Genomic DNA, 23,800 nt, shown 5'->3' on the forward strand with positions numbered 1-23,800 from the left:
AGCCTACCTATTTAAAACCTTGAGCGCGTTTTCAAACTGCTCTTTTCTATAGGTTAACTGCAGCGCTTTTTCATAAGTAATTAGCTTATCTTTAACACGCAGAGCTAAAGCATATTCAAGGGTTTGATTACCTTGTGAGCGACCTGTTTCCATCACTGAACGAATCTGTGCAGAGTTTTTCTCACGGATCAGATTCGACACTGCACCGTTAACCATCAGGATTTCATTCACAGGTACACGACCAGAGCCATCTGCGGAGGGTACTAATATTTGTGTGACTACAGCACGTAAACTCATGGAAAGTTGCTGACGAACGGTATTTTGCAGATTCCCAGGGAACATACCTACAAGACGATCTATAACACCCACCGCATCATTAGTATGCAGTGTCGCAAACACAAGATGTCCGGTTTCCGCAGCAGTAATTGCCGCGTGCATAGTTTCAAGATCTCGCATTTCGCCTAACAGCATAACGTCAGGATCTTCTCGCATAGCACTGCGAATAGCATCAGCAAAGCTCAATACATCCTCACCGACCTCTCGCTGATGGACGACCGAACGTTTATTCGGATGAACAAACTCTATCGGATCCTCAATCGTCAGAATATGGCAGGCTCGCTCTTCATTAATCTTATTAATCATGCTCGCTAAGGTTGTAGATTTACCACTACCTGTAGTACCCGTTACAAGCACTAGACCATCCTTTTGGCCGGCAATAGCCTCTAGTTGCGCGGGAAGTCGTAACTCTTCGAAAGTACAAAAAGCATTATTTAATGCACGTACCGCAAATGCTAAACCTCCTCGCTCGAAATAAAAATTCAACCGAAAACGCTCACCCACCCCGTTGCTATAACCTAAGTCACAACTACGTTGAGTTGTTAAATGCTCAAACTGCTCTGCTGATAAAAGCGCCTCTGCCATCCCTTTCAGCGTCCCTCTTTCTAAAACAGGCAACTGGTTCTGTTCGAGTAACTCTCCCTGTATACGAAAAACCGGATAAACATCTACAGAGCCATGCATATCAGAGGCACCGAGTGCCAACATAGACGCCAAAAGATCTTCAAATTGTTGTTTATAAAAATGACTATTCATTACAATGCCAACGTAATCTGAATATCTAACACATGCCCGCCACCCAATGCTGTACGGTCAGTTCGGCTAATCTGTACTTTGATCGGAACAACTGAGTATTCCAATTTAGAGAGTCTTTGAATAAAACCATGCAATGCACTATATCCACCCTGTAAATGCAGGTCATACAGGGGCCTATTGAGAGATGAAGCAGAGACCTTCTTCGTTTTTGTAGAGACAAACTGAATAAGGTTCGCTTGGCTTTGAACTTTAGAGAGCAGCTGAAGGTTGCTCTCTTTCGCATTACGGTTCACCTCGCCTACCAATTGAGCAACTTTTGTTTTATCGCGTAGGTCAACAAATACATGCCCAAACCCTGACAAGAGTGCTTTTTCTTCCTCAACGAGCAGATCCAATTTTTTAATATCTTTAGATTTAATCTGCTTACCGTTTAATTCAGGTATAACAATTTTCTTATCCCTCTTTTGTTCTCGGGATATTTTGTCTTTAGCCGATTGCAACTGCTCATCTAAAATCAAAACTTGTGTATTTAGATCTGATCCCCGGGTAAAAAAGTAGCCACCTAGAACCAAGGTCAATCCTAAAACCAGTAACAACAATTTTTCCCGTGGCGCCATAGTCTCAAACAACGACATTATTCTGCCTCCTGATGTTTAAGCAAAAACTCAAAAGCATAAACACCGTTTTGCATCAAAGCCGTATCACCACTAAAGTTACTAGGGCTTTTAGCTACATACATATGCAGCGCCTCTAAACTGATAGATAGCACTTGGTTAAAGTCATCAATACTGGCTTGATCTACCGCTTTTCCTGTCAAAGAGAACTCATACCACTTAGTTTCTTTAAGTGTTTCCAACACGACCCCATCATTAATACTTTCAGACAGTACGGGTAATAAACGCGCCATAAATGCCTGCCGTTTAACAATAACTTGTTCTACCAACTGCTTTTCAGATTGGAGCTGAGTCAGATCTTTCTGTTTTGCCTCAAATAACTGGATATTTTTTCCCGCTTCTTGAGATTCTTTACGCAGCTCTTTTTTAGACTCTTTAAGTCGATTCAACTGCTCCTCTTTTGTAATCAATTCCTGCCTAATTTCTTCAAGCGTCCAATGGTAATAACCTTCATAAGCGGCAATAAAAAGTGGGACAGTTAACACTCCCATAAAGACTTTAAAGTTTTTACTGCGATAAAAAGGATCTGGCGGCGGCATACCCGCTAGTGGAGCTAATAAGAGTGGTGATGCCCCCAAAAAGTGTTGGGCAACACCAAGTTCACATAGCAGCGCCTCATCATTGAGTTGCGTACGACTGACTAACGACTCTGGTGTAAGCGCCAAAACGGTTTCAAGATATGAGATCTGCTCTGAATAAGCATGATTAAAATCAGCAACAAACCAACGTGCTATATCAACAAAAGCCCCATTGCCTATAAGGTCAGCCACCGATGAGATATCTACCGGCTGGTTAGAACACTTAATCATGGCAGCATCTAATACACGGCCATTAGAAAGTACCGCACAGTAGATATAAGCTTGATGAAATTCAGTTAGTAGAATGGTTTCATCACTCTCACCCACTAAAGGTACTGTCGAGCCAGCAAAAGGATAAACCTGTCTTAAATTAAGACGAGGTACATTAGCTGAACCACTTATTTTTTTGACAGCTTCCAACCATTGTTGATGCTGGGCAATAGGCATAGAAGTACATAAATATTTTTTGACTGCATCGCTCCCATCCAGCATCCCCGCTGAATCAGACGCTTTTTCTAATTGAGGCCGCCATTGAGTAAGTAAGCGTTGATCAGATAACTGCAACTGCTGTTGAATATGTAAGCATTCTGAAATCTGCTCTTTGGATACCATCTGTTCACGAAGAGCAACCTCACCATACCGCATCGGACCTCGCCCACTCGGCTGTGCCGCCATATTCTTTTCTTCAGCTACTAAGGTTGTTAGCGCCTCGCGCTGCTCAGCATTTATATAACCACGCCCCATCAGCAACCAACCTAAGTCCCAATTTGGCGATTGAGTTGCAACAATGCCTTCCATCTCCCAACGCAGCATCTCCAGAAGATTGCCTTTATCTTCAGATTCAAAACTCTCGGTCACCTCAACCAAACCGGAGATCGCGCTAACATGCAGTAATAGCACTGTATTAGGCATATTTTTACCTAATACATTTTGCAACTGCTCAAAGACATCACCTAAAGCAGCAATAGGCTCAACCTTATGAGAGGTAACAGAAACCGTTATTTTTAATTCATCACGACTCCCATTAATAACTGTCGCTTTTAAATCAAAACCGTTGACTTTAAGAACAAGAATTCCTTTTCCCGCTGTTTTTTTATTAAGGAAAGACAACATTAATCAACCTCGAACTGTAAAGATGGTTGCGTAGAACGCGGGATAACTAAGAGATGGTCATAGCCTGTAATGTCATTAGCGTCATCAATCACAAAAACAGCATGCTGCCCTGCGGGAATATAAGTACTTGAAGGCGTGACACTAGCACCACTTTCCATCCACTCTGATGAAGTAAACAAGCGAGACCTTTCGATTGAAGGTACTCCCCCAGAAGCCGCAGCTACTGAGAAATAATAGGTCGTCCAACGCTCTGCGGGGGTGGAAACTGCTTTATTTTTAAAAACAGCTAGCGCAACTTTCTGCGTTTTTTCACTGTAATTCGTTACTTGAATATCAAGCTGATTCAAAGGTACCTGCCAATCTAAGCTCGAAACTGCACCAGAGACCGATATATTAAAAGGTGAAGGATGTAAGCCATCATCCCCTTTAAAATTAAATTGGTAATCACCAACCGCTGTGCTGCTCACTTCAAAACCTACACTCCAACCATCTAAAAACTCGTTATTACTATCGACACCTTCTTGTAAATAAGCACCGCGATAACCTTTCAGCTGAGCATATGAGGAGGACGCTAAAGAGCTACCTGAAGCACTCAACTTCAGATAAGGAGCAGTCGCTTGCCATGAACTCCAGTCATTGCCGCTATCCATATTCCAGACATCATTTTTTCCAATTAAGGGAAATAGCTCAGAAGGGTCTTGCGACGGCGTGCCACTGGTAGGCGGTAAAACGCCATTATCGACAACAAAGCCAGATAAAAGCGGTTGGTTTTGGTAGGTAGATTGATTATAAACAGCCCGTTCAATGAGCTTCATTTTAGCTAAAGTTTCATCATAACGAAGCTGGTTATCTTGGTTATCAATAAAGGCTAAAGGGGTACTGGCGATTAAACCGATAATGAGCATGACTAAGACTAATTCGAGCAATGTGAAGCCTTGCTGCTTAACCTTAGCACGACACCGGTTTTTGCCAATTGAATGCGTAGCAATTAACGTAGACATAAAACGATATCATCCCCGCTGCTGCTGCATAATCGATCTTGACTACAATAATCGTCCTCACTTTTAACGGTCTCAGCGTAATCACAGCTGTTGGGCTCATACACACCGTTAGAACCCAAACTCACCAAACGCGCAGCTCCCGGCACAAAGGGATCGCGCTCGCCTGCCAATAGATCCAAATCTATGGCCAGATAAGGCCTCCCTAGCTGAGAAAATAACGTACTATCGGCCTCTGAAACTTTGCGCCATTCCAATAAACAAGTAGAGGTATGGCATCCATCGTTACTACGACTGACCCCCTCATCCACGGGGTAATGATCAAATGGGTCCGCAATGGCAACCACCGATTCTAACTCGGTGTTATAGATGAAATAGGGTTGTCCCTGCGTAGCATCAGCGCCACTAGCAGTCAGATCATCACCTATATCCACATAAAGATATTTATGGCCACTTAAATAGGGACCGCGCCAACCGCGGCGGTAATCAATACTCCAGTCCGCAGCTGAGGCAGGTTTAACAAAAAGGAAAGATAGATCGGCAGGAGTGTCACGGGAAGGAATCACACCAGTATCGGAATAGTAGGCTTCTATCGCTTCACCTATTTGTTGCATTTGATAACGGGCCGCTTGCTCTGTAGCATCGGAGCCCACATCACGAAACGACGTTACAACACCACCGGCTATGACTAACAGCAACGCCGCAACAACTAACATCTCTAATAAGGTAAAACCGGACTGATAACGGAAAACCGCTTTCCTAAAAGTATCGTCCTTGACGCTTTTAGGAAAACGGTTTGATGGAACCACTATTTTACTTCTGTCTGCTAAATACATTGATAGCCACATGATTTTTATTGTTTTTATAATAATTGCTAGGGCAAGCTAGCTAATTTTTTCGATCAAGGCTTTGGCAACTTATGCTCTTTGGCATAAATCACTCACAACCGTTTTGCATCATATAATCACTCGATTAGTTAAGATCAAAAAAAGGCAGAGGGTTCCCCCTCTGCCAAAATCAGGAGGAGTGATTACTCTTCTTCGTTACCTTTTGCTTCTGCAATCTCATCATCGTAAGCATCGCCACCAGCATCCAGAACTGCGATTACTTCCATATCCTCGCCTACCTCGTCCCAGTCGGCCACCTGACAATCACCAGCACCGAAGTCTTCAATACTTTCGCCATCTGGACATTCAGCTATTTTAACGACAATAGAGAAGTTAGAATATTTATCCGCAGGTGCATTACCATCTTGTGGCGCACGCGCGATAACTGCACCCAAATCAGCACCTGGCCCAACACCAAAAACAGCTAATACAGCTTCTTCATCTTGCCCTAATTCTTCAGGCTCATTAAAGAATGCCATAGGAACAGCCTCTGTTGTTATACCAGAAAGATCAGTAAAGTCCGCAGCAGCACCTGCACCAAACTCCCATTCATCATCATCGGCTACAAGATCATTAAAAATCATAGAAGGTTTAGTAACATCAACCAGTGCCACATCCTCAACACTACCTGCAATTGTCTCTTCTGCCGTAGCATTACAAACAGTACCACGAACATAACGAAGAGAGGTTAAGCCATTCTCAGACAATGTATCTAAAGCGCCAGATGTCACATCTACCAATTGCAACTTGCCATACATATCGTTAGTAAGACCACCATGTATACGCTGTAGATTAGATGTGTTTCCGCCAGCACTCAATACAGTTGAGGTGCCTCCATCTAACGAAGAAATATCTACGGATAGCTCAGCTCCCGAAGCAGTAACACCGGTAGAACAGATCAGCGAATCCAATCCACCAGGCAGCTTGCGCTTTTCTACAACACTGAAGATATTCATACTATTTTCTAGGGTAGCCATAGTATGAACAGCGGTCGCTTGGGCTGCGCCTTCCTCTTTACCGTCCATATTAGAGATAACTGCACCGGCGATAATGGCCAAGATTGCCACTACGACCAAAAGCTCAAGCAAGGTAAAACCACCCTGCTTCGCTTGTAATTTTTCACCCTTACTACGCAACTCAACGTCCTGAACTTGGGATAAGTCAGCTTTCTTAAATTTAGCTATCGTATTTTTTATTTTTTTAGTATTCATCTTTTTTCTCAACACATTTACCGCATCTGTCTCGTACAGACTTTTGGATTTCTATTTTTATTTTTAGAAGATGCAAACCCTCATTGCACTCTTATCTCATATCTATTTTTTACACATCAACAACAAAGCGGTATTGCTTTCCACAATGTAAAATAACTTCTTTTTGCTGACGTTTAAGAATTTTCGTTTCAACACGTATTTCGCCAAAGCCATCGTGACTTAACACATCATCGAATAGCTCAAGTAACTTCTTTTTAGCCAACTCAGCGGTTTTATGATCAGCTTGCACAGCACAGCTCCAACCTTTATTTTTTTAAATTCTGTACGCCTACAAAGAACGGGCTTATACATCTGGCTTTTTATGATTTTTCATAGTAGAGGTGAGCGCTAAGTAAAAACATTGTATTTAGGAAGAAGCCTTACAAACTTTCGAATATTCTTTTCTCCCAATCGGTTCGGGAAATATTCCCAAGCCTTTGTGAAAAAGTAATTTATCAAAACTGAGTTGATAGCTCTGCACACCTACGGCTACCTATAGCTCTTACCTTCCCTGCCCCATCTAAAAATTTATGTGTCCGATCATATATTCATAAATAAATTGGGTGTTATAGGAAAAATTCCTTTTTTAAAATCCAGCCAAATTTTTATTCGACTTACAGCTAGCTTTGGTAAAACAGCTTTTCTCAAATTTAAGTGAGAAAAATCAACCTAGATCCCCTAAAGGATCAGGTACAAATATGGGAAAAAATCCTATAACCCATTGATTTTCATATATGAGATATAGGTAATCTTAAGACGATCAGAAAGAAGCTACGGGAAGAGGTAAGAAAGAACAGTAGCTTTATATAAGACATACAAAGCCCAAAAAAGAAGCCAAAACAAGCTTAAAGAGCTAGAGCCTTCAACTTATTCCAGCTTCAATTGATTGTAAATTAATGGGAAAACTACTAATTAGATAAACTATTTAAATAAGCCTTATCCGATATTTCAGTCCACGCTCGTGCTTTAGCCATATAGGCTGCTTGAGAGTCCTGAATACGTTTCGCTAACGGATCCTTTCCTGCATGCTCAGCTAACAGTTCATTATTCGCTTTTTGCATCGCCTTAATAACGTCCGTAGGAAACGACTTAATCTGAATATCCGGGTACTCACTTTTCATACTTGACCAGTTAGCTGCCGATTCATGCTGAGTATTAATATACATATCATAAGCAGCCAAGCGCATCGCAGTTTTTAATATCTGCTGGAGATCCTTAGGCAATCGAGAGAATGACTTTTGATTGACTAAGAACTGCAACTCACTCGCAGGCTCATGCCAACCTGTATAATAGAAAGGCGCAATTTTATGGTACCCCATTCTCAGATCAAGCGACGGTCCAACCCACTCAACAGCATCAATTGTACGTCGCTCTAATGAGGTATATAGATCACCAGGCGCAATATTGACCGGCTTAGCACCTAACTTGGCCCAGATCTCTCCGGCAAAACCCGGAATACGTATTTTTAGCCCTTGTACATCTTCAAGCGAATTAATCTCTTTCTGGAACCAGCCACCCATCTGCACTCCCGTATTCCCACCAGGAAAAGAGTACATCCCAAAGGGCGCATAAACCTCGTTCATTAACGATTGACCCTCATCAAAGTAGAACCAAGCATACTGTTCAGGTGCAGTCATTCCAAAAGGCATAGTCGTAAAATAAAGGGTATTAGGCACCTTACCTTTCCAATAATATGAAGCCGTATGGCCAATATCATACTGACCCGCTCGGACCATATCGAATACACCAAAGGGGGCTTTATGTTTATTACTGGAATCAATTCTTATCTTCAGCCGGCCATTGGACATAACCTCAGCCAATTGCACCATGTGGCGGGAAGTTTCACTTAATATAGGGGTATTCGTGCCCCATGTTTCGGCCAACTTTAAACGATAAACTTTATCTTCTGCGTGCACCAGCGTAGTAATCAGGAAACAACAGCACAGTACAATACCGTTCTTTATTCTCTCTACCCACATCTACCTATATTCCTAAGCATCATTAAGTGATTAAAGCCTGCATAGTAATATGCTAAGCCCTACCTCTCAAATCAAACACAAAGATTAGATAAAAAAATGCCCCGTAAAACGAGGCAATTAATCAGCTCATATAACAGAGCTGAACATGGGAATGGATTATAAAATGGGCTATCACTAGCCCATAGCAATACAACCGCCGTTAATACACCAGCTATCTTTAGGAAAGCCCGTAGAAAGCAGGGAATAGAAGTATTGAAACAACAACAGCTACCTGCATTATGATAAACGGCATCACACCTCGGTAAATATCTATTGTAGTGACTTGCGGCGGTGCAACCCCTTTAAGATAAAATAGACTAAATCCAAATGGAGGCGTTAAGAAACTAGTCTGTAGGTTCATCGCAATCAAAATCGCAAACCAAACAGGCGCTATACCAAAAGCATCCGCCACCGGCGCAAGAATCGGTACGATAATAAAACTAATTTCAACAAAATCGATAAAGAAACCTAAGACCAAAATAGCCAGCATAGACAGGATCAAGAAGCCTGTAGCACCGCCGGGTAGATCCGATAAAATCTCTTCTACAATGTAATCACCGCCTGTGTAGGTAAATGCCATAGAGAACGCGGTAGCGCCCAATAATATAGCAAAAACCATCGCCGTCACTTTAACGGTTTCTTGAGCTGAGTCTAAAACCATTTTCCAGCTAAACTGGCGATAAAGAGCCGCTAGCACTATAGCACCAACACCACCTAAAGCTGAGGATTCTGTTGGTGTAGCGATACCGGCAAAGATAGAACCGAGAACGATCAAAATCAATGCTAAAGGAGGTACAATGGCGATTAACGCTTTTGTGTACTGCTCTCGCTTGTTCTTCACATCATCATCTAAAGGCAGAGCTGGCGCCGCTTCTGGCTTCAAATAACTGTAAATCAAGATATAAACAACGTAGATACCGATCAACATTAGACCTGGACCCACTGCGGCTTTAAATAGATCGCCAACAGGAATACCAAGTACATCACCTAAGATAATTAGAATGATCGACGGTGGAATAATTTGACCTAAGGTACCTGATGCACAGATAGTACCGCAGGCTAGAGATTTATCGTATTTATACTTCAACATCACCGGCAATGAGATCAACCCCATCGCAACAACCGATGCACCTACAACACCTGTAGATGCTGCTAAAAGCGCACCGACTAATACGGTAGAGATCGCTAAACCACCACGTACACCACCAAAAAGCTTACCCATAGACTCAAGCAACTGCTCAGCCAATTGAGTTTTCTGTAAAACAATCCCCATAAAAATAAACAGAGGAACCGCCATCAATACCGTATTTTCCATAATGCTCTGAATACGGAATGGCATAAAAGCGAACATTTCTGCACCTTCGGCAAAAACACCGAAAAGCAAAGCAACGCCACCAAAGGTAAAAGCAACTGGGAAGCCGACAAGCAGCATAAGCAGCGCCACCGCGAACATGACAATACCAATCATTACTAAGGCCTCTTAATGTTGTGGGGGTTGATAATCGTCTGCCTGGCTATTACCTAGGTAAACGTTTAAAGATTTAAGGAATAGACCCACACCGCTAATTAACATAGCGAAGAAAGCAAAAGGAATTACAGATTTAATAAGCCAGCGATAAGGTAGGCCACCAGGATCACCCGATGTCTCGCCCAGCTCAAATGCCTCACGCGCAAAATCAACACCATACCAGCCCACTAACGCGCAGAAAGGAAATAACAGTATCAAGCAACCTAACATGTCAATTATAGCTTTAGTCTTTGCACTGAGGCCTTCATAAATAAGATCCACACGTACATGTCCGCCGGCCTTTAATGTATAAGGTACGCCTAAAAGAAAGACAGCAGCGTAAAGGTGCCACTCCATCTCCTGCATCCCTATAGAAACATCATTAAAAACATAGCGCATAACAACATCAATAAAGACATTGAATAGCATTAACACAAATAGGACTGCAGAGATCTTACCCATCAGCTCTGAAAAGCTGTTGATCACCTGCTCCAGTCTCAATAGAAACATGCTAGCTCCAAGAAAAAATAGATAATGGCACCCTGAATAGGGACAACACTCAAAATACCAACGGAGGTTCTTTAACTTTAGATAATAAAGGGTAACTAAATAATTAGTCACCCTGTGGAACAACGTAATTAAATAAGACCTGCCCCTTCAACAGGCCTTATTAGAGATACGCTTAGTCAGACAAACTGTTCAAGTAAGCTTTATCAGAGATATTAGTCCACACACGGGCTTTAGCCATGTATGAAGACTGTGATTCTAAGATTTTCTTAGCTAATGGATCAGCCGCTGCTTTCTCTGCAAGCAATTCATCATTTGCTTTACGCATTGCTGCGATAACTTCTGGCGGGAAAGTTTTAACCTGAATATTTGGGAACTCAGATTTCATGCTAGCCCAGTTCTCTGCAGATGCATGGTAAGACTGAATGTACATATCATACGCTGCAGTACGCATAGCCGTTTTCAGGATCTGTTGTAGATCAGCTGGTAACCTTGCGTATGCTTTTTTGTTGATAAGGAACTGCAACTCTGTAGCAGGTTCATGCCAACCCGTATAATAGAACGGTGCAATTTTGTGGAAACCCATACGTAGATCAAGTGAGGATATCGCCCGCGTCCTAAGTATTGCAGATATCAGCTGGGTTGATGTAGAGGGGAAAATCCGCCAACTATTGAGCAGAGATGAAACCGATAATCTATGTATTCGCAAAGGAACGCTAACTGAAAATGAACGTCAGATTATGCGGGATCATATTAAAGTCTCCATCGATATGCTGGAATCTCTGAACTACCCTAAACAACTGAAACAGGTACCCGAGATCGCCTGTAACCACCACGAACACTTAGATGGCAGTGGTTACCCTAGAGGTTTGAAGGCGGATGATCTCTCAACCCGAGCACGTATTATGTGCATCGCAGATATTTTTGAGGCACTCACCTCCCCCGATCGACCTTATAAAAAAGGCATGCTTTTATCCCAAGCCATGACTATTTTAGGCCGTATGGTAGAGGACAACCACTTAGATGGTGACTTATTCAAACTGTTTGCAGAAAGTGGGGCTTATCTCACTTATGCACAAAAGCATATGGCACCCCGCCAGATAGATACCTTTGATATCCACTCACTTCCTGGTTTGCAATAAACGCTCTTACTTACTGGTATGGCTAAAGACTCCGCACCAATCAGCTGGGAGTGCAGCATCTTTATATTCAGCAATACGGTGCAGATAAATCCGTGCCATTGTATCTTCTGTAGCTTGACATAGATAAGCCTCAAAAATATCCTGAGCCTCATCCCACTGTTTTGTCGAATAGGCCTGAATACCTTTTTGGAATAGATCGACTGCGTTTTTTTCATGTTGTGTGCACTGTTCACGTAACCCTATAGGCTCGAGAACATCCACCGCCTCATTACGACCTTTAACCTGCACTCTATCTAATTTACGGTATAGGTACTCAGGTACTTTTTGCGCTAATTCACCACTTACCAGCAACGGCGTACCATAATATTTGGTCAGCCCTTCCAAACGTGCACCTAAATTAACCGCGTCTCCCATGACCGTATACGCCATACGGAAAGAGGAGCCCATATTACCCACATTCATTAAACCACTGTTAATACCCATACCTACACGAACCGCGGGCAACCCCTCTTGCTCTAATTGCTGATTAAGTTCCGGCAACAGTGCAAGCATCTCTAACGCGGCTTGCAAGGCATGACGAGCATGATCTTCATCTTTAAGGGGCGCTCCCCAAAAAGCCATCACAGCATCCCCTATATACTTATCCACAGTACCGCGCTGCTCATGAATCACCTTAGTCATGCCCGTTAAATAGATATTCATTAAACGAGTTAACTGTTGAGGCGTCAGCTGCTCTGAAAGGCTGGTAAAATCCCGAACATCTGAGAAAAAAACGCTCATCTCCCGACTTTCACCAGAAAGCTGCACGGATTGATCCTGCTGACTTAACTCTTCCACCACCTCGGGCGGAATATACTGTCCGAACTGATTCGCCAATTGGGCTATATTTCGGGTTTCAAAAAAGTAACCTGTCGTTTGCTGAAAAAGGTACAACACACTAATTAAAATTAAGGTATAACCCAGCGGAATTACCCATAATAGTTGCTGCCATGCATAGAGATTCAGAGCGATGACCACCCCACCAATGGCCAGTGTGATAATCGTTGATAAAAATACTGATAATCGAGGAATAACGATCGATAAGAGTAGACCGCAAAAAATAAGCTGGACGATCTCAACTCCGAGCGTGTAATCAGGTTGGTGATGAAAACTCCCATCCAACATGCCGGATAAAATATTGGCATGGACCTCCACTCCAGAGTAACGATTACTCATAGGTGTCACCCTAAGGTCCAATAGACCCGCCGCACTTGTTCCAACTAAAACAATCGTGCCCTCCAGTAACTCAGGATCAGCAACCCCATTAATAATATCGGTAGCCGAAACGTAGGGAAAACTCCCTTGTGGGCCTCGATAAGGAACCAGCACTGCGCTATGTTGATCAACAGGGATACGTATGCCTGCTGCTTCAACGGCCACTAAAGCACTCCTCTCCTCTGTTGCATCCGTTTCAATAACCGGCAGCACCTGATCTTCCTCAAACAACGCTAACATCATCGCTAAGGCTAAGGATGGATAATATTGACCTTCAAAGCGCTGCAGTATAGGTACGCGTCGATAAACACCATCGGAATCAACCATTGGGTTATCAAAAAAGCCATTACGAACACCCTTACTTTGTAGCGCATTCAAACTAGAGATCACACCGTTCGCTTCAGGAATAGGCAACTCAGCTAAAGCGGGATCTTCACCTATCACCGCTTTTCCTGGATGGCCTACTTGTAGCTGCTTAGTACTACGGTCAAATAGATAACCCAATACAACAGGCCTATCAGCTATTACACGGGCAAAATGAGCATCCGAGTTAAGCGTTTTAAGCAGCGTAGTTACATCGTGATCGGTACTTTTATTTTCAAAAAACTGTTTAAGCTCAACTAAATCAATACTTTGATCAGCTTCTGAAAACACCATATCAAAGCCTACGATGGCCACACCATAGTTATCAAATAACTGATCAACCATACGTGCTAACTTTGAACGATTCCATGGCCAGCGCCCTTCCGCAGCAAGGCTTTTTTCATCAACATCAACAATAACAATACGAGGATCTTTCTCTTTGGAAAGAAACTGACGTAAACGTAAGTCATAAAGGTCATGCTCAAAACGTTCAAATAGCTCAGGACGATCGCCGGTTACCACAGGAACTATCATTAGAATGGTGAGAAAGATACCCAACAATGTCCTGATTTTTCTTTGTCTCATAGACTACTCAGCAACAGTTTGACGAAGCGAACCAAGGAGGCTCAATCCATTCGCCATAGGTTTTATTAGATTTATACTGCATAAAAATAACAGTTTTATTTGCGCGCGACAGCTATAAAGCAGGTCAAATGTTGAACTTCCGCTACAGAGTCGAATATAGAAAGCGCCCACCTTTTTATAACCTGAAATTTCAAACTGATTCATTTGCTGCAACGGACTAATATCTGTATCTTGAATAACCGTTGGCGTTTATATAAAACTGTCGTACTCAGCAAAAGTTTGTTTTACCAAAAAGTCAGCACCTGCAACGATTTGGTTGTCCTATTTTTTTGCTGTCGCTTTTGTTATACCCAACTACCATACTGTGCATAAGTAGTGTACTTAATTTAGATAGCCACATCTGAGGTGGAACGTGAAGATCGACGTGTTAGGTTGTAGTGGCGGTATAGGTCAAGGCTTAAAAACTACAACATTTTTGGTAGATGATTCGTTACTGCTCGATGCAGGTACAGGTCTCGAACTACTAACAATGGAGCGTATGTTAAAAATACGCGATGTTATCATTACCCATGCACATATAGACCATATTATCGGCCTACCTCTCATGCTTGCCACTATCTTTGATCAGCATAAAGAGCCTCTAAATATTTATGCACTTCCTGAAGTTATTGATGCTTTGAAGCAGCATATCTTTAACTGGACTATTTGGCCCGATTACACTTGCCTGCCTGAAGAATCGCCAATTATCCGCCTGCACAAGATCAAAAAAGGCGACAAGCTCTCTCTACAAGACAAAAACATTGAAGTGCTGCCCGCGCAGCACCCTACTCCAACGGTTGGCTATTTAATATCTGACGCAAACGCATCTTTTGCGTTTACCGGTGATTCAGGCATTAACGATGAACTTTGGCCTATATTAAATGATCGTAAACCGGATCTACTGATTATTGATGTCTCGTTTACCGACGAAATAGATGAACTCGCACGCTTAAGTGGCCACTTAACCCCAAGCCACTTACAAGAGCAATTAGCCCAGCTAAACCATGATTGCAAAATCATGATCACCCATTTAAAGCCTGGGTTTGAAGACACCATTATGCAACAGTGTCATCAACTATTGCCTGATAAACAGATTTATCGTTTGCATCACAACCAGATAATTAACCTAAGCTCTCCTTAAGGCCTTTCTTGCCTAAGTTATGGAGAGGACTCCCCTTCAAGAAAAATAGTACCATTGATGCTGGACGATACGCCGGTCAATCCATTCACCCCTTCAGCAGCATAACTTGTGACAGCACCTTCCGCATTATCACCCACAAAATCGATACTCATATGACCGGAAAGATCAGTAGACACAACACCAGCACCGCAGGTTAGTCCGCTACAGGTACCGGTTAATGCAACCTCTTCACCATTTAATACACTACTTAAGTTCAAATCAGCACTCGCAGCTTCGCGCAACTCATAAGAATTGCCCAATATATCGGCTTCAACGCCTATTTCTAGTAACTTTTGCCCATCAAAATCGACTCGAAAGTAGGTCCCACTATATACATGCCCACCCGTGCCAGTGACTGTTGAAAAATCATTCAATGTACCTGTGGCGCCCGTTTCGTTTTGTGGGCTTGTATATCCACCATGCGTAGCGTCATATCGATAAACAAAATCGCCTGTTTTATTTGTAATAACCGAATCTGGGGTCAAATCATCACTGTACATAAAATGAAAGCTACCCGATGTGACCGTCGGCAAACCATTTTCAACGACAGTATAACCGCTGGCCCAACGCCCCCAGCTAACTTTAGCCGTACCGACCGTACTCTCACCTTGATCAAGCACAACCCCTAACAGAGACGGGCTAGATATAACACAAGGAGAACAAGGATCGGACGATAAACTACTTTCATCGTTAAAGACGACGCCTGTTACAACATCCCCGCCACTCAGCGTACGATCTATTGTAATATCAGAATTACGGTCAGCACCTTCAACACTACCTGCTGAGACCTCTACACCACCAAGATTCACTTGCGAGAAAGCCAAAGCGACGACACTTTCATCCGATGCGGCTTCACCATTTCCTGTTGGGTTAGGTGAAGCTGCCACTGTAATTTGTTGCGTACTCTCACTATCCACTTGAGAGGCTGGCACAGAAATATCCTTACTATCAAGGGATCGACGAACCGCAGTCGCTGTCCGGAATATATTTATCGTTCCCTCAGCGCCCACCAACTGAAACGAGAAGCCTTTTGCAATATCACTGGCTCCCCCTTTATTAGCTACGTTAATCGCACCATTATTAACGCTCCCCTTGACCTCATCGCCCTGCTTATCAACGGTAAAGTCAGTACCACGAATACCGATTGTCGCCACAACCGCATCTAATGTGTAATCCTCTTTATCCACTTTACCTATCTGGCCAGACAGGGTTCTCATACCGCCTTTTAATAACCGGTAAACCGCTTTTCCATCTTCAGGATTAGCCTCATCAAATTGATATTCAGCTATTTTAAATTCAGTACCCGGCTTTAATGATAAGCGCGCGCCATCGGTGAAGCGTATCTGTAAGCGTCCCGTATCTCCTGTCTTCAACAGGTCATCGGCATAAATGTCTACCTTGCGCTTTAAAACTCGCTGAGTGCCCTCAGACTCTGCCGTATTCTGACCAAAGCTCAGAATAACGGTACCTACGCTTTGAGGCGCAGCAGAAACAAAACTAGAAAAAAGAATAAATAGAGCCGCCGTGACATAGGTTTTCATATGCTAAATCTCACTGAAAGTTATAACGCAAACCCAGCATTACTTGCTGGCGGTCATATTCATAAAGCTCAATATTCGAGCCTATATCGGTAAAACTATAATTAGCTAACACTGTCCAAGAGGGCGCAACCATCCACTCCATATTCACATTAAACATAGTAAAATCATCCCTACGCTTAATATTATAGATCCAATCTTTACCTTTATATTCGCTGCGTTGATAAGTAATAGCGGGTGTCAATTTAATATCTCTAGTAGGCGATAGCTGAATCCCTAAGTTCCCGCCGTGGAAAACCCGGTCAACTTGGCCATTTGCTAAAATACCCGCGGTTTTTGGATTTTCTGTTCCGGCAAAAGCACTGATAAAATAAAGAGGACGCAAGCCACCCTCCCCTGCATAGATATAGCTTGCACCTACATTACTCAGGGTTGCATCTTTCCATGACTGGTCATCATAAGCGAGGTCATTGGCCCCTACGAAAAACTTCATGACCGAACGTTTACTAAGCTGCTTACTCCACGTGCCTGTGATACCAAACATGTCGCGGTAGTTGTTATTGGCTAACTGGTACTTTTGTAGGTTGAAGTTGAATTGAAATTGATTAGCTTCACCTTTCCATATATGCCCAGCGCTTAAATTAATATTATTGTAGTCTTGCTCATCTTCGCTATCGTAAATACGCGAATCGACATTGGCACTAAACACAAGCGCATTGTCGGGATTGTAAGCATGCTCAACACTCGACCCAACCCTGACTTGCGCATATTGATCGCCACGACCTAATGCATTATCACTTAGGATAACCACATTAGTTTGCCCACCAGGGCCCGAGTTAATATTACTATCGTAACCGGTCCACAGTTCGACAAAACTCTTAAATTTAGTCGGTGAAATTGACGTTTTTTCTGTAATCAGGGTCAGAAACTGCTGAATACGCGCGCGGACTACATCGGGTGGATTTTCTGCATCAACCTGCTGAAATAACACCTGCGCTCTTTCATATTGAGCGATCAAATAATAACCACGTGCCAGTTCCAACGTCGCTAGCGAGTTCTTAGGTTCCAACATATGAACACGCTCAAGAGCAAAAATACCTTCACTAAGATGCCCACTATCAATAGCTGCTACGCCATACTGAAAATCAAACGCAGGGTCACCTTCCATCTCATCAAGATTATCAAGCGATAACTGGTAGGCTTTTACAGACTCTCCTTTCTCAAGGAGCTGGGACAAATCACTGACCGTATCTGCCATTGCCGTTGTCGACAAACACATTACATTCAGCATCAGACCAATAGATAATTTCCTGAACACTGACTACTCCTGAGCAAGATTATAAGTGGTTTTTAAACACTATTAGTTTAAGGCTAACAGCTATATAAGGACGATACATCTACAATTTTAATAAAACTTAGCGCTTTTTTTGTTACTGATATTGTGGTGGTAACGCTCTAGAGTTCAAAACCTCTGTCGCAGGAATGTTTTTATCATTAACACCATCGATTAAAACAGGCCCTAGGTCTTTAACTGTTTCAAAAATATCGAAAGGAGTGTCTTTCGTCTCTATTCGACTCTCCCTACTTGCTAAGAAGAAGTAATGTCCAGCGGAAACAGGCGCATTACTAAAATCATTTTCTACAACGATTTCTCCCTCCAAGACATAGCCGTACAGCCCCATTATGCCACGCGTATCTTGTTGGCAGGCGCTATCGCAGTAGAAAAGCGTGTAATGTGTGCCTCGAACCCCAATAGTTGCAATCGGTGTATGCACTTGATAATGCTCCACATTAGCATGACTGATCGCACCGGTAATGGTCCGCAGTCCACCTTTTAATAGGCGATAAACTGAGTTCCCCGTTTCCGGTGTATCTTTATTAAATTGGTAGGTTTCAACACTGAATACGGTTTCTTCTCGTAAGGAGAAACGGGAACCATCGCTAAAACGTAACTGAAGTTGTCCTTTAGGCCCTGTTGAGATTAAATCCTGCGTATATATGCTAGATTTACGTTTGAGATCACGACTAGGTTGCTGCGGTAGTTGGGCCGTGTTTTCCCCTATACTTAAAACAACTACGGCTGCTTCTTGAGCCGCGGCCACACTCAGGTTTGAACCGATTGCAGTCGTTAATAGCACCGCTGAAAACATCAATAATCTAGAGAGCCGTGCCATGATTTCTTCCTTGTTTTAAACTGTCGTCAAATCGATAAAAACTCAACTAACAAATGTGTGTTGTTTTAATTTCTGTAATTCATCGCGATAACGTGCTGCAACTTCAAAATCTAGATTTTTAGCGGCTTCATACATTTTATCTTCGATGCGTGTCATCGCTTTTGCCAGCTCTTTAACTGACATCAATGACGGATCTACCTGATACTCACCTGTCTGCTCCGCAACTTTCTTCGCCGTTCGTGTTGCTTTGCGGCCTGGGATCGTACTAGCTCCTTCCATAATATCAGCGACCGACTTCGTAATACCTTTAGGCACGATCCCGCGCTCTTCATTATAAGCAATCTGCTTATCTCGACGTCGCTGGGTTTCATCTATTGCCCTTTGCATTGAGCCAGTTATTCGATCCGCATATAGAATAGCGCGCCCATTAACATTTCGAGCCGCACGTCCAATTGTCTGAATCAACGATGTTTCTGAACGGAGGAAGCCTTCTTTATCGGCATCAAGTATCGTAACTAAAGACACTTCGGGCATATCAATACCCTCTCGAAGTAAATTAATGCCGACTAAGACATCAAATTCACCAATACGGAGGTCTCGAATAATTTCCACACGCTCAACCGTATCTATATCGGAATGAAGGTATCGAACTCTAACTCCGTGTTCATCGAGGTATTCAGTCAGATCCTCAGCCATACGCTTCGTAAGCACAGTAACGATAATACGCTCTTTTTTAGCAACGACCTTATGTATCTCTGATAACAAGTCATCCACTTGAGTTGAAGCAGGTCGAACCTCAACCTCTGGATCAATCAATCCTGTCGGGCGCACCACCTGTTCAACAACTGCTTGCTGATTAGCAGCCTCATATTTACTCGGTGTCGCAGATACAAAAATCATTTGAGGGGATTCTTCCTCCCACTCTTCAAATTTCATCGGCCGGTTATCTAATGCAGAAGGTAGACGAAAACCATACTCAACCAGCGTTTCTTTACGCGAACGGTCACCACGGTACATCGCCCCTATTTGCGGCACGGTGACATGGGATTCATCCAGTACAAGCAAGGCATTATCCGGCAGATAATCAAATAAGGTTGGCGGTGCAGCCCCCGGCTCTCTACCAGATAGGTAGCGAGAATAGTTTTCGATGCCTGAGCAATACCCAAGCTCCATAATCATCTCCATATCATAGAGAGTTCGCTGCTCTAACCTTTGCGCCTCAACCAGTTTTTGATTATCACGCAGCTGTTTTAATCGCTCTCGTAGCTCATCTTTAATTTTGTCGACCGCAGCCAACAAAGTTTCACGGGGCGTAACATAATGGGATTTTGGATAGATAGTCGCGCGGGGAACTCGGCGTAGTATTTCGCCGGTCAATGGATCAAAATAGCTAATCTCTTCAATCTCTTCATCAAACAGCTGGATACGGATCGCTTCCTGCTCCGACTCTGCGGGGAATACATCGATAACCTCCCCTCTTACGCGGTAAGTACCACGGTGTAGTTCCACATCATTACGGGTGTATTGCAACTCTGCCAAACGACGCAAGACAGCCCGCTGGTCAATAATATCGCCCCGATCTATATGCAGCATCATGCCGAGGTACGATTTCGGATCACCTAAACCATAGATAGCAGAAACCGTAGCAACAATGATGGCGTCATCCCGTTCCAATAAAGCTTTGGTTGCTGAAAGCCGCATCTGCTCTATATGGTCATTAATCGAGGCGTCTTTTTCAATAAAGGTATCAGAAGAGGGAACATAAGCTTCAGGCTGGTAGTAATCGTAATAGGATACAAAGTACTCCACCGAATTATCCGGAAAGAACTCCTTAAACTCACCGTAAAGCTGGGCTGCTAAGGTTTTGTTATGGGCCATCACAATCGTGGGGCGCTGAACTTGAGCTATGACATTGGCAATCGTAAAGGTTTTACCAGACCCCGTTACCCCCAAAAGTGTCTGTGAAGCTAAGCCCGACTGTATACCATCGACGAGTTCTGCGATTGCTTGCGGTTGATCACCCGCCGGAGCGAATTTCGAATGAACTTTAAAGCGCTCTTTCATACCATAACCATGCGAAGATAAAACCCCGCATTATATCCCACTCCCTTTTATTTTGAGCAGTTATTTCCCCTACAAAGAACATAATCGAAGCAATAAAGTTTCCTTTAATAGAATTATGACCAATATATTGATCTAAAAAGGCGTTTTTTAACCGAAACAGGATTCATGCTGGCTTTTCTTTGCTGTATTATTAGCGGGTTTGGGGACGCCTGATGTAGTTTTTGCTTTGCCATAACTACTGATTAATATCGCCACCTGCTGATGCGCCCCTTTCATATCACTTATACAAGCAGGTAATTTTTGAGGATTTAGGCTTGAACGTTCAACTTTCAGACCGCGTCAACAACATAAAACCTTCACCAACGCTGGCGGTTACTAACCGTGCAGCAGAATTACGCGCGGCAGGTAAGAACATTATTGGCCTGGGTGCTGGTGAGCCAGACTTTGATACGCCCGATCACATCAAGCAGGCTGCCATCCAGGCGTTGAATGAAGGTTTCACTAAATATACCGCTGTAGACGGAACGCCATCCCTAAAAAAAGCGATTATTAATAAATTCAAACATGATAATGGCCTAAATTACGAAGCTAATCAGATCCTTGTTTCCTGCGGCGGAAAACAAAGCTTCTTTAATCTTTCCCTTGCTCTGTTAAACGAAGGGGATGAAGTTATAGTACCTGCTCCATACTGGGTGTCTTACCCTGATATGGTTCTTATGGCCGACGCAAAACCTGTGATTGTTACCACAACACAAGCACAGCGCTTTAAAATGACGCCAGAGCAACTTGAAGCGGCGATCAACGACAAAACACGCCTAATGGTTTTAAACAGCCCATCAAACCCAACTGGCGTTGCGTATACACTAGACGAACTTAAAGCATTAGCAGAAGTTCTGCTGAAGTATCCGAAGGTATTGATTGCTACAGATGATATGTATGAGCACATTCGCTTGAATGACAATTCATTCGTCAACATACTAAATGCATGCCCTGAGCTTTATGATCGTACAATCGTGCTAAACGGTGTTTCAAAAGCTTATTCAATGACTGGCTGGCGCATAGGCTATGCAGCAGGACCGGCTTGGCTGATTGGCGCGATGAAAAAGATCCAATCGCAAAGCACATCAAACCCAACATCGATCGCTCAAGTCGCCGCACAAGCAGCACTTGAAGGCTCACAAGATTGTGTTAAAGAGATGGTCGTCGCTTTCAAAGCCCGCCACGAGTATGTTGTTAAAACACTTAACAGCATTCCCGGTGTGAGCTGCATTCCTGCTGACGGTACCTTTTATGCTTTCCCTAGTTTTCAGGAAGTGATCGATAATGATGACCGCTTTGAAGATGATATAGCACTAGCTGAGTTCTTATTAATAGAAGCGGGTGTCGCACTAGTACCCGGTTCCGCGTTTGGCGCCCCCGGCAATATGCGCTTATCATTTGCGACCAGCATGGACGTACTTGAAGATGCGCTTGGACGTATCAGCAAAGCACTTTCTGCCTAATCGGGTGAACACAAAAAAACCGAGCTTATATGCTCGGTTTTTTCTATCTATTGGAACCTTCTCGCGACTTCGGCATCAGAGAAACTACTTATATAAAAGGAGATAGTCGATGCTAAGTAAATTAAGCTGTTTAAGTCGTTCGTCTTGGTATTGGCTTGGGCTCATTATACTTGGCCTTAGCATGGAAGGCGTCGCGCTATTCTTTCAATACGGATTAAATTACGGCCCTTGCGTACTCTGCATCCATATTCGTATCTGGGTCATGGCTTTCACTCTTGTAGCTATTCTAGGATTCTTTGTTAGAAAATCCCTCTGGGGGGCTAAACTATCCCACCTACTAATGCTTCTTGTTAGCCTTGGATTAACTGAGCGCTCTTGGCAAACCTTAGCTGTTGAACGCGGCTGGGTCATTGATAGCTGTAGCATGAACAGCGGCCTACCTAACTGGTTTGCATTAGATCAGTGGATTCCCCAAGTATTTGAACCTTGGGAGCCTTGCGGATACACACCAGAACTTCTGTTTGGTATAACAATGGCTGAAGGATTAATGCTTATATCTATTTTACTTGTAAGCGTTTCTATTTTATTCAGCGCACTTCAATTTCGCCATAAATAGCCACAACTAACGCTGCATATGGCTTAAATAATCTATTCATTCGCCTAAATCATTCCAGATTATTTAAGCCATCTCATAAACTGAACGATTCAGTTAGTAAAAAGAACCTTTTCTGTCACTGACACACCGACCAACTACCCTAAAAATACAACGCTACCCTTCTCTGCTTTTGAGCCTATGTATGAAGCTGTCAGCAAGAACAATGAAACATCTACTCAACTTATACCCTCCCTATATTGGTGCTGGCATAAAAGTAGAAAACATATCCGACGATTGGAACCATATCACCGTATCAATGAAAGTCCGCTGGTATAACCGTAATGCCGTCGGCACTCATTTTGGCGGTAGTATCTATTCAATGATCGACCCACATATCATGCTTATTCTTATGAAAAAACTTGGCAAGGAATACTGGGTTTGGGATAGCGCAGCTGAAATTGCCTTTATAAAAGCAACCAAGAAAAAAATAACTGCACATATCCACGTATTAGACGAACAGATAGAACAGATCCAGACTTCAGCCCAAACAGGAAAAAAGCAGTTCCCCGAATTCCACGTGGAAATCATCGATAGCGACAAGAACCTTATTGCTCGAGTAAAAAAAGTTCTTTATGTAAAACGACGCCCCACCCTATAGCTGAAGAAATTTGTTACTAGATTACCTGCTTTCTGTCACTGACTCAGCGTCTGCGTGCCTTTAAATTAATACCATCGATCAA

20 protein-coding genes and 1 pseudogene are annotated in these 23,800 nt (G+C 43.1%); 5 read left to right on the top strand and 16 right to left on the bottom strand.

From position 1 onward, the window contains the following. Positions 1-3: 3 nt before the first annotated feature. From Q4486_RS00560 to Q4486_RS00610, 11 genes and pseudogenes are all read right to left on the bottom strand, one after another. Entirely contained in the window at positions 4-1,092 is a 1,089-nt protein-coding gene (locus Q4486_RS00560) for a type IV pilus twitching motility protein PilT (RefSeq protein ID WP_303517582.1), read from the bottom strand. Then, entirely contained in the window at positions 1,092-1,727 is a 636-nt protein-coding gene (locus Q4486_RS00565) for a hypothetical protein (RefSeq protein WP_303517585.1), read from the bottom strand. Before Q4486_RS00565 ends, Q4486_RS00560 begins: the two co-directional genes overlap by 1 nt. Beyond that, positions 1,727-3,457 (bottom strand): hypothetical protein, encoded by a 1,731-nt coding sequence (locus Q4486_RS00570; protein ID WP_303517588.1) that lies wholly within the window; start codon positions 3,455-3,457, stop codon positions 1,727-1,729. The genes Q4486_RS00565 and Q4486_RS00570 overlap by 1 nt, the downstream gene beginning before the upstream one ends. Continuing rightward, positions 3,457-4,458, bottom strand: coding sequence for a type II secretion system protein (locus Q4486_RS00575; RefSeq protein ID WP_303517591.1), 1,002 nt, complete (start codon positions 4,456-4,458; stop codon positions 3,457-3,459). Before Q4486_RS00575 ends, Q4486_RS00570 begins: the two co-directional genes overlap by 1 nt. Continuing rightward, positions 4,446-5,291 (bottom strand): type II secretion system protein, encoded by an 846-nt coding sequence (locus Q4486_RS00580; protein ID WP_303517594.1) that lies wholly within the window; start codon positions 5,289-5,291, stop codon positions 4,446-4,448. The genes Q4486_RS00575 and Q4486_RS00580 overlap by 13 nt, the downstream gene beginning before the upstream one ends. Before the next feature lie 194 nt (positions 5,292-5,485). Continuing rightward, complete coding sequence (locus tag Q4486_RS00585) at positions 5,486-6,553, bottom strand: type II secretion system protein (protein ID WP_303517596.1); 1,068 nt, start codon at positions 6,551-6,553, stop codon at positions 5,486-5,488. A gap of 109 nt (positions 6,554-6,662) precedes the next feature. Beyond that, positions 6,663-6,842, bottom strand: coding sequence for a hypothetical protein (locus Q4486_RS00590; protein WP_303416491.1), 180 nt, complete (start codon positions 6,840-6,842; stop codon positions 6,663-6,665). A gap of 658 nt (positions 6,843-7,500) precedes the next feature. Continuing rightward, entirely contained in the window at positions 7,501-8,571 is a 1,071-nt protein-coding gene (locus tag Q4486_RS00595) for a TRAP transporter substrate-binding protein (protein WP_303517598.1), read from the bottom strand. Between the two features lie 217 nt (positions 8,572-8,788). Beyond that, a complete protein-coding gene (locus Q4486_RS00600) occupies positions 8,789-10,078 on the bottom strand; it encodes a TRAP transporter large permease subunit (RefSeq protein ID WP_303517599.1) in 1,290 nt (429 codons plus the stop codon). A gap of 12 nt (positions 10,079-10,090) precedes the next feature. Continuing rightward, on the bottom strand, positions 10,091-10,627 hold the full coding sequence (locus Q4486_RS00605) for a TRAP transporter small permease subunit (protein ID WP_303416488.1): 537 nt from the start codon (positions 10,625-10,627) through the stop codon (positions 10,091-10,093). A 172-nt stretch (positions 10,628-10,799) separates the two neighbouring features. Further along, positions 10,800-11,225: pseudogene (locus tag Q4486_RS00610) on the bottom strand (ABC transporter substrate-binding protein); the annotation flags it as partial. On the opposite strand from Q4486_RS00610, the gene Q4486_RS00615 reads away from it, so the two are divergent. Then, positions 11,197-11,766, top strand: a complete 570-nt coding sequence (locus tag Q4486_RS00615) for an HD-GYP domain-containing protein (protein WP_303517601.1) — start codon at positions 11,197-11,199, stop codon at positions 11,764-11,766. The pseudogene Q4486_RS00610 and the gene Q4486_RS00615 overlap by 29 nt on opposite strands. Before the next feature lie 6 nt (positions 11,767-11,772). On the opposite strand, the gene Q4486_RS00620 is transcribed toward Q4486_RS00615, so the two are convergent. Continuing rightward, entirely contained in the window at positions 11,773-13,968 is a 2,196-nt protein-coding gene (locus tag Q4486_RS00620; protein ID WP_303517604.1) for a CHASE2 domain-containing protein, read from the bottom strand. 412 nt (positions 13,969-14,380) lie between these two features. On the opposite strand from Q4486_RS00620, the gene Q4486_RS00625 reads away from it, so the two are divergent. Further along, positions 14,381-15,148, top strand: coding sequence for an MBL fold metallo-hydrolase (locus Q4486_RS00625; protein ID WP_303517606.1), 768 nt, complete (start codon positions 14,381-14,383; stop codon positions 15,146-15,148). A gap of 17 nt (positions 15,149-15,165) precedes the next feature. Here the strand turns inward: Q4486_RS00625 and Q4486_RS00630 are convergent, their stop codons facing one another. The 4 genes from Q4486_RS00630 to uvrB form a co-directional block, all read right to left on the bottom strand. Next, positions 15,166-16,728: a FecR family protein gene (locus tag Q4486_RS00630; protein WP_303517609.1), complete on the bottom strand. Its 1,563-nt coding sequence runs from the start codon at positions 16,726-16,728 to the stop codon at positions 15,166-15,168. A gap of 10 nt (positions 16,729-16,738) precedes the next feature. Continuing rightward, a complete protein-coding gene (locus Q4486_RS00635) occupies positions 16,739-18,043 on the bottom strand; it encodes a porin family protein (RefSeq protein ID WP_303517612.1) in 1,305 nt (434 codons plus the stop codon). Positions 18,044-18,155: 112 nt separating this feature from the next. Continuing rightward, positions 18,156-18,899 (bottom strand): FecR family protein, encoded by a 744-nt coding sequence (locus Q4486_RS00640; protein ID WP_303517616.1) that lies wholly within the window; start codon positions 18,897-18,899, stop codon positions 18,156-18,158. A gap of 42 nt (positions 18,900-18,941) precedes the next feature. Further along, on the bottom strand, positions 18,942-20,963 hold the full coding sequence (uvrB, locus tag Q4486_RS00645; RefSeq protein WP_303416467.1) for an excinuclease ABC subunit UvrB: 2,022 nt from the start codon (positions 20,961-20,963) through the stop codon (positions 18,942-18,944). 314 nt (positions 20,964-21,277) lie between these two features. Here uvrB and Q4486_RS00650 point away from each other — a divergent pair, with 314 nt between their 5' ends. The 3 genes from Q4486_RS00650 (at position 21,278) to Q4486_RS00660 (ending at position 23,718) form a co-directional block, all read left to right on the top strand. Next, positions 21,278-22,465 (top strand): pyridoxal phosphate-dependent aminotransferase, encoded by a 1,188-nt coding sequence (locus tag Q4486_RS00650; RefSeq protein WP_303517619.1) that lies wholly within the window; start codon positions 21,278-21,280, stop codon positions 22,463-22,465. Between the two features lie 109 nt (positions 22,466-22,574). After that, entirely contained in the window at positions 22,575-23,081 is a 507-nt protein-coding gene (locus tag Q4486_RS00655; protein WP_303416465.1) for a disulfide bond formation protein B, read from the top strand. 181 nt (positions 23,082-23,262) lie between these two features. Beyond that, positions 23,263-23,718: a DUF4442 domain-containing protein gene (locus Q4486_RS00660; protein ID WP_303517621.1), complete on the top strand. Its 456-nt coding sequence runs from the start codon at positions 23,263-23,265 to the stop codon at positions 23,716-23,718. The last annotated feature ends 82 nt before the right edge of the window (positions 23,719-23,800 follow it).

This window comes from Neptuniibacter sp. 2_MG-2023, assembly GCF_030547495.1.
GTDB lineage: Bacteria > Pseudomonadota > Gammaproteobacteria > Pseudomonadales > Balneatricaceae > Neptuniibacter.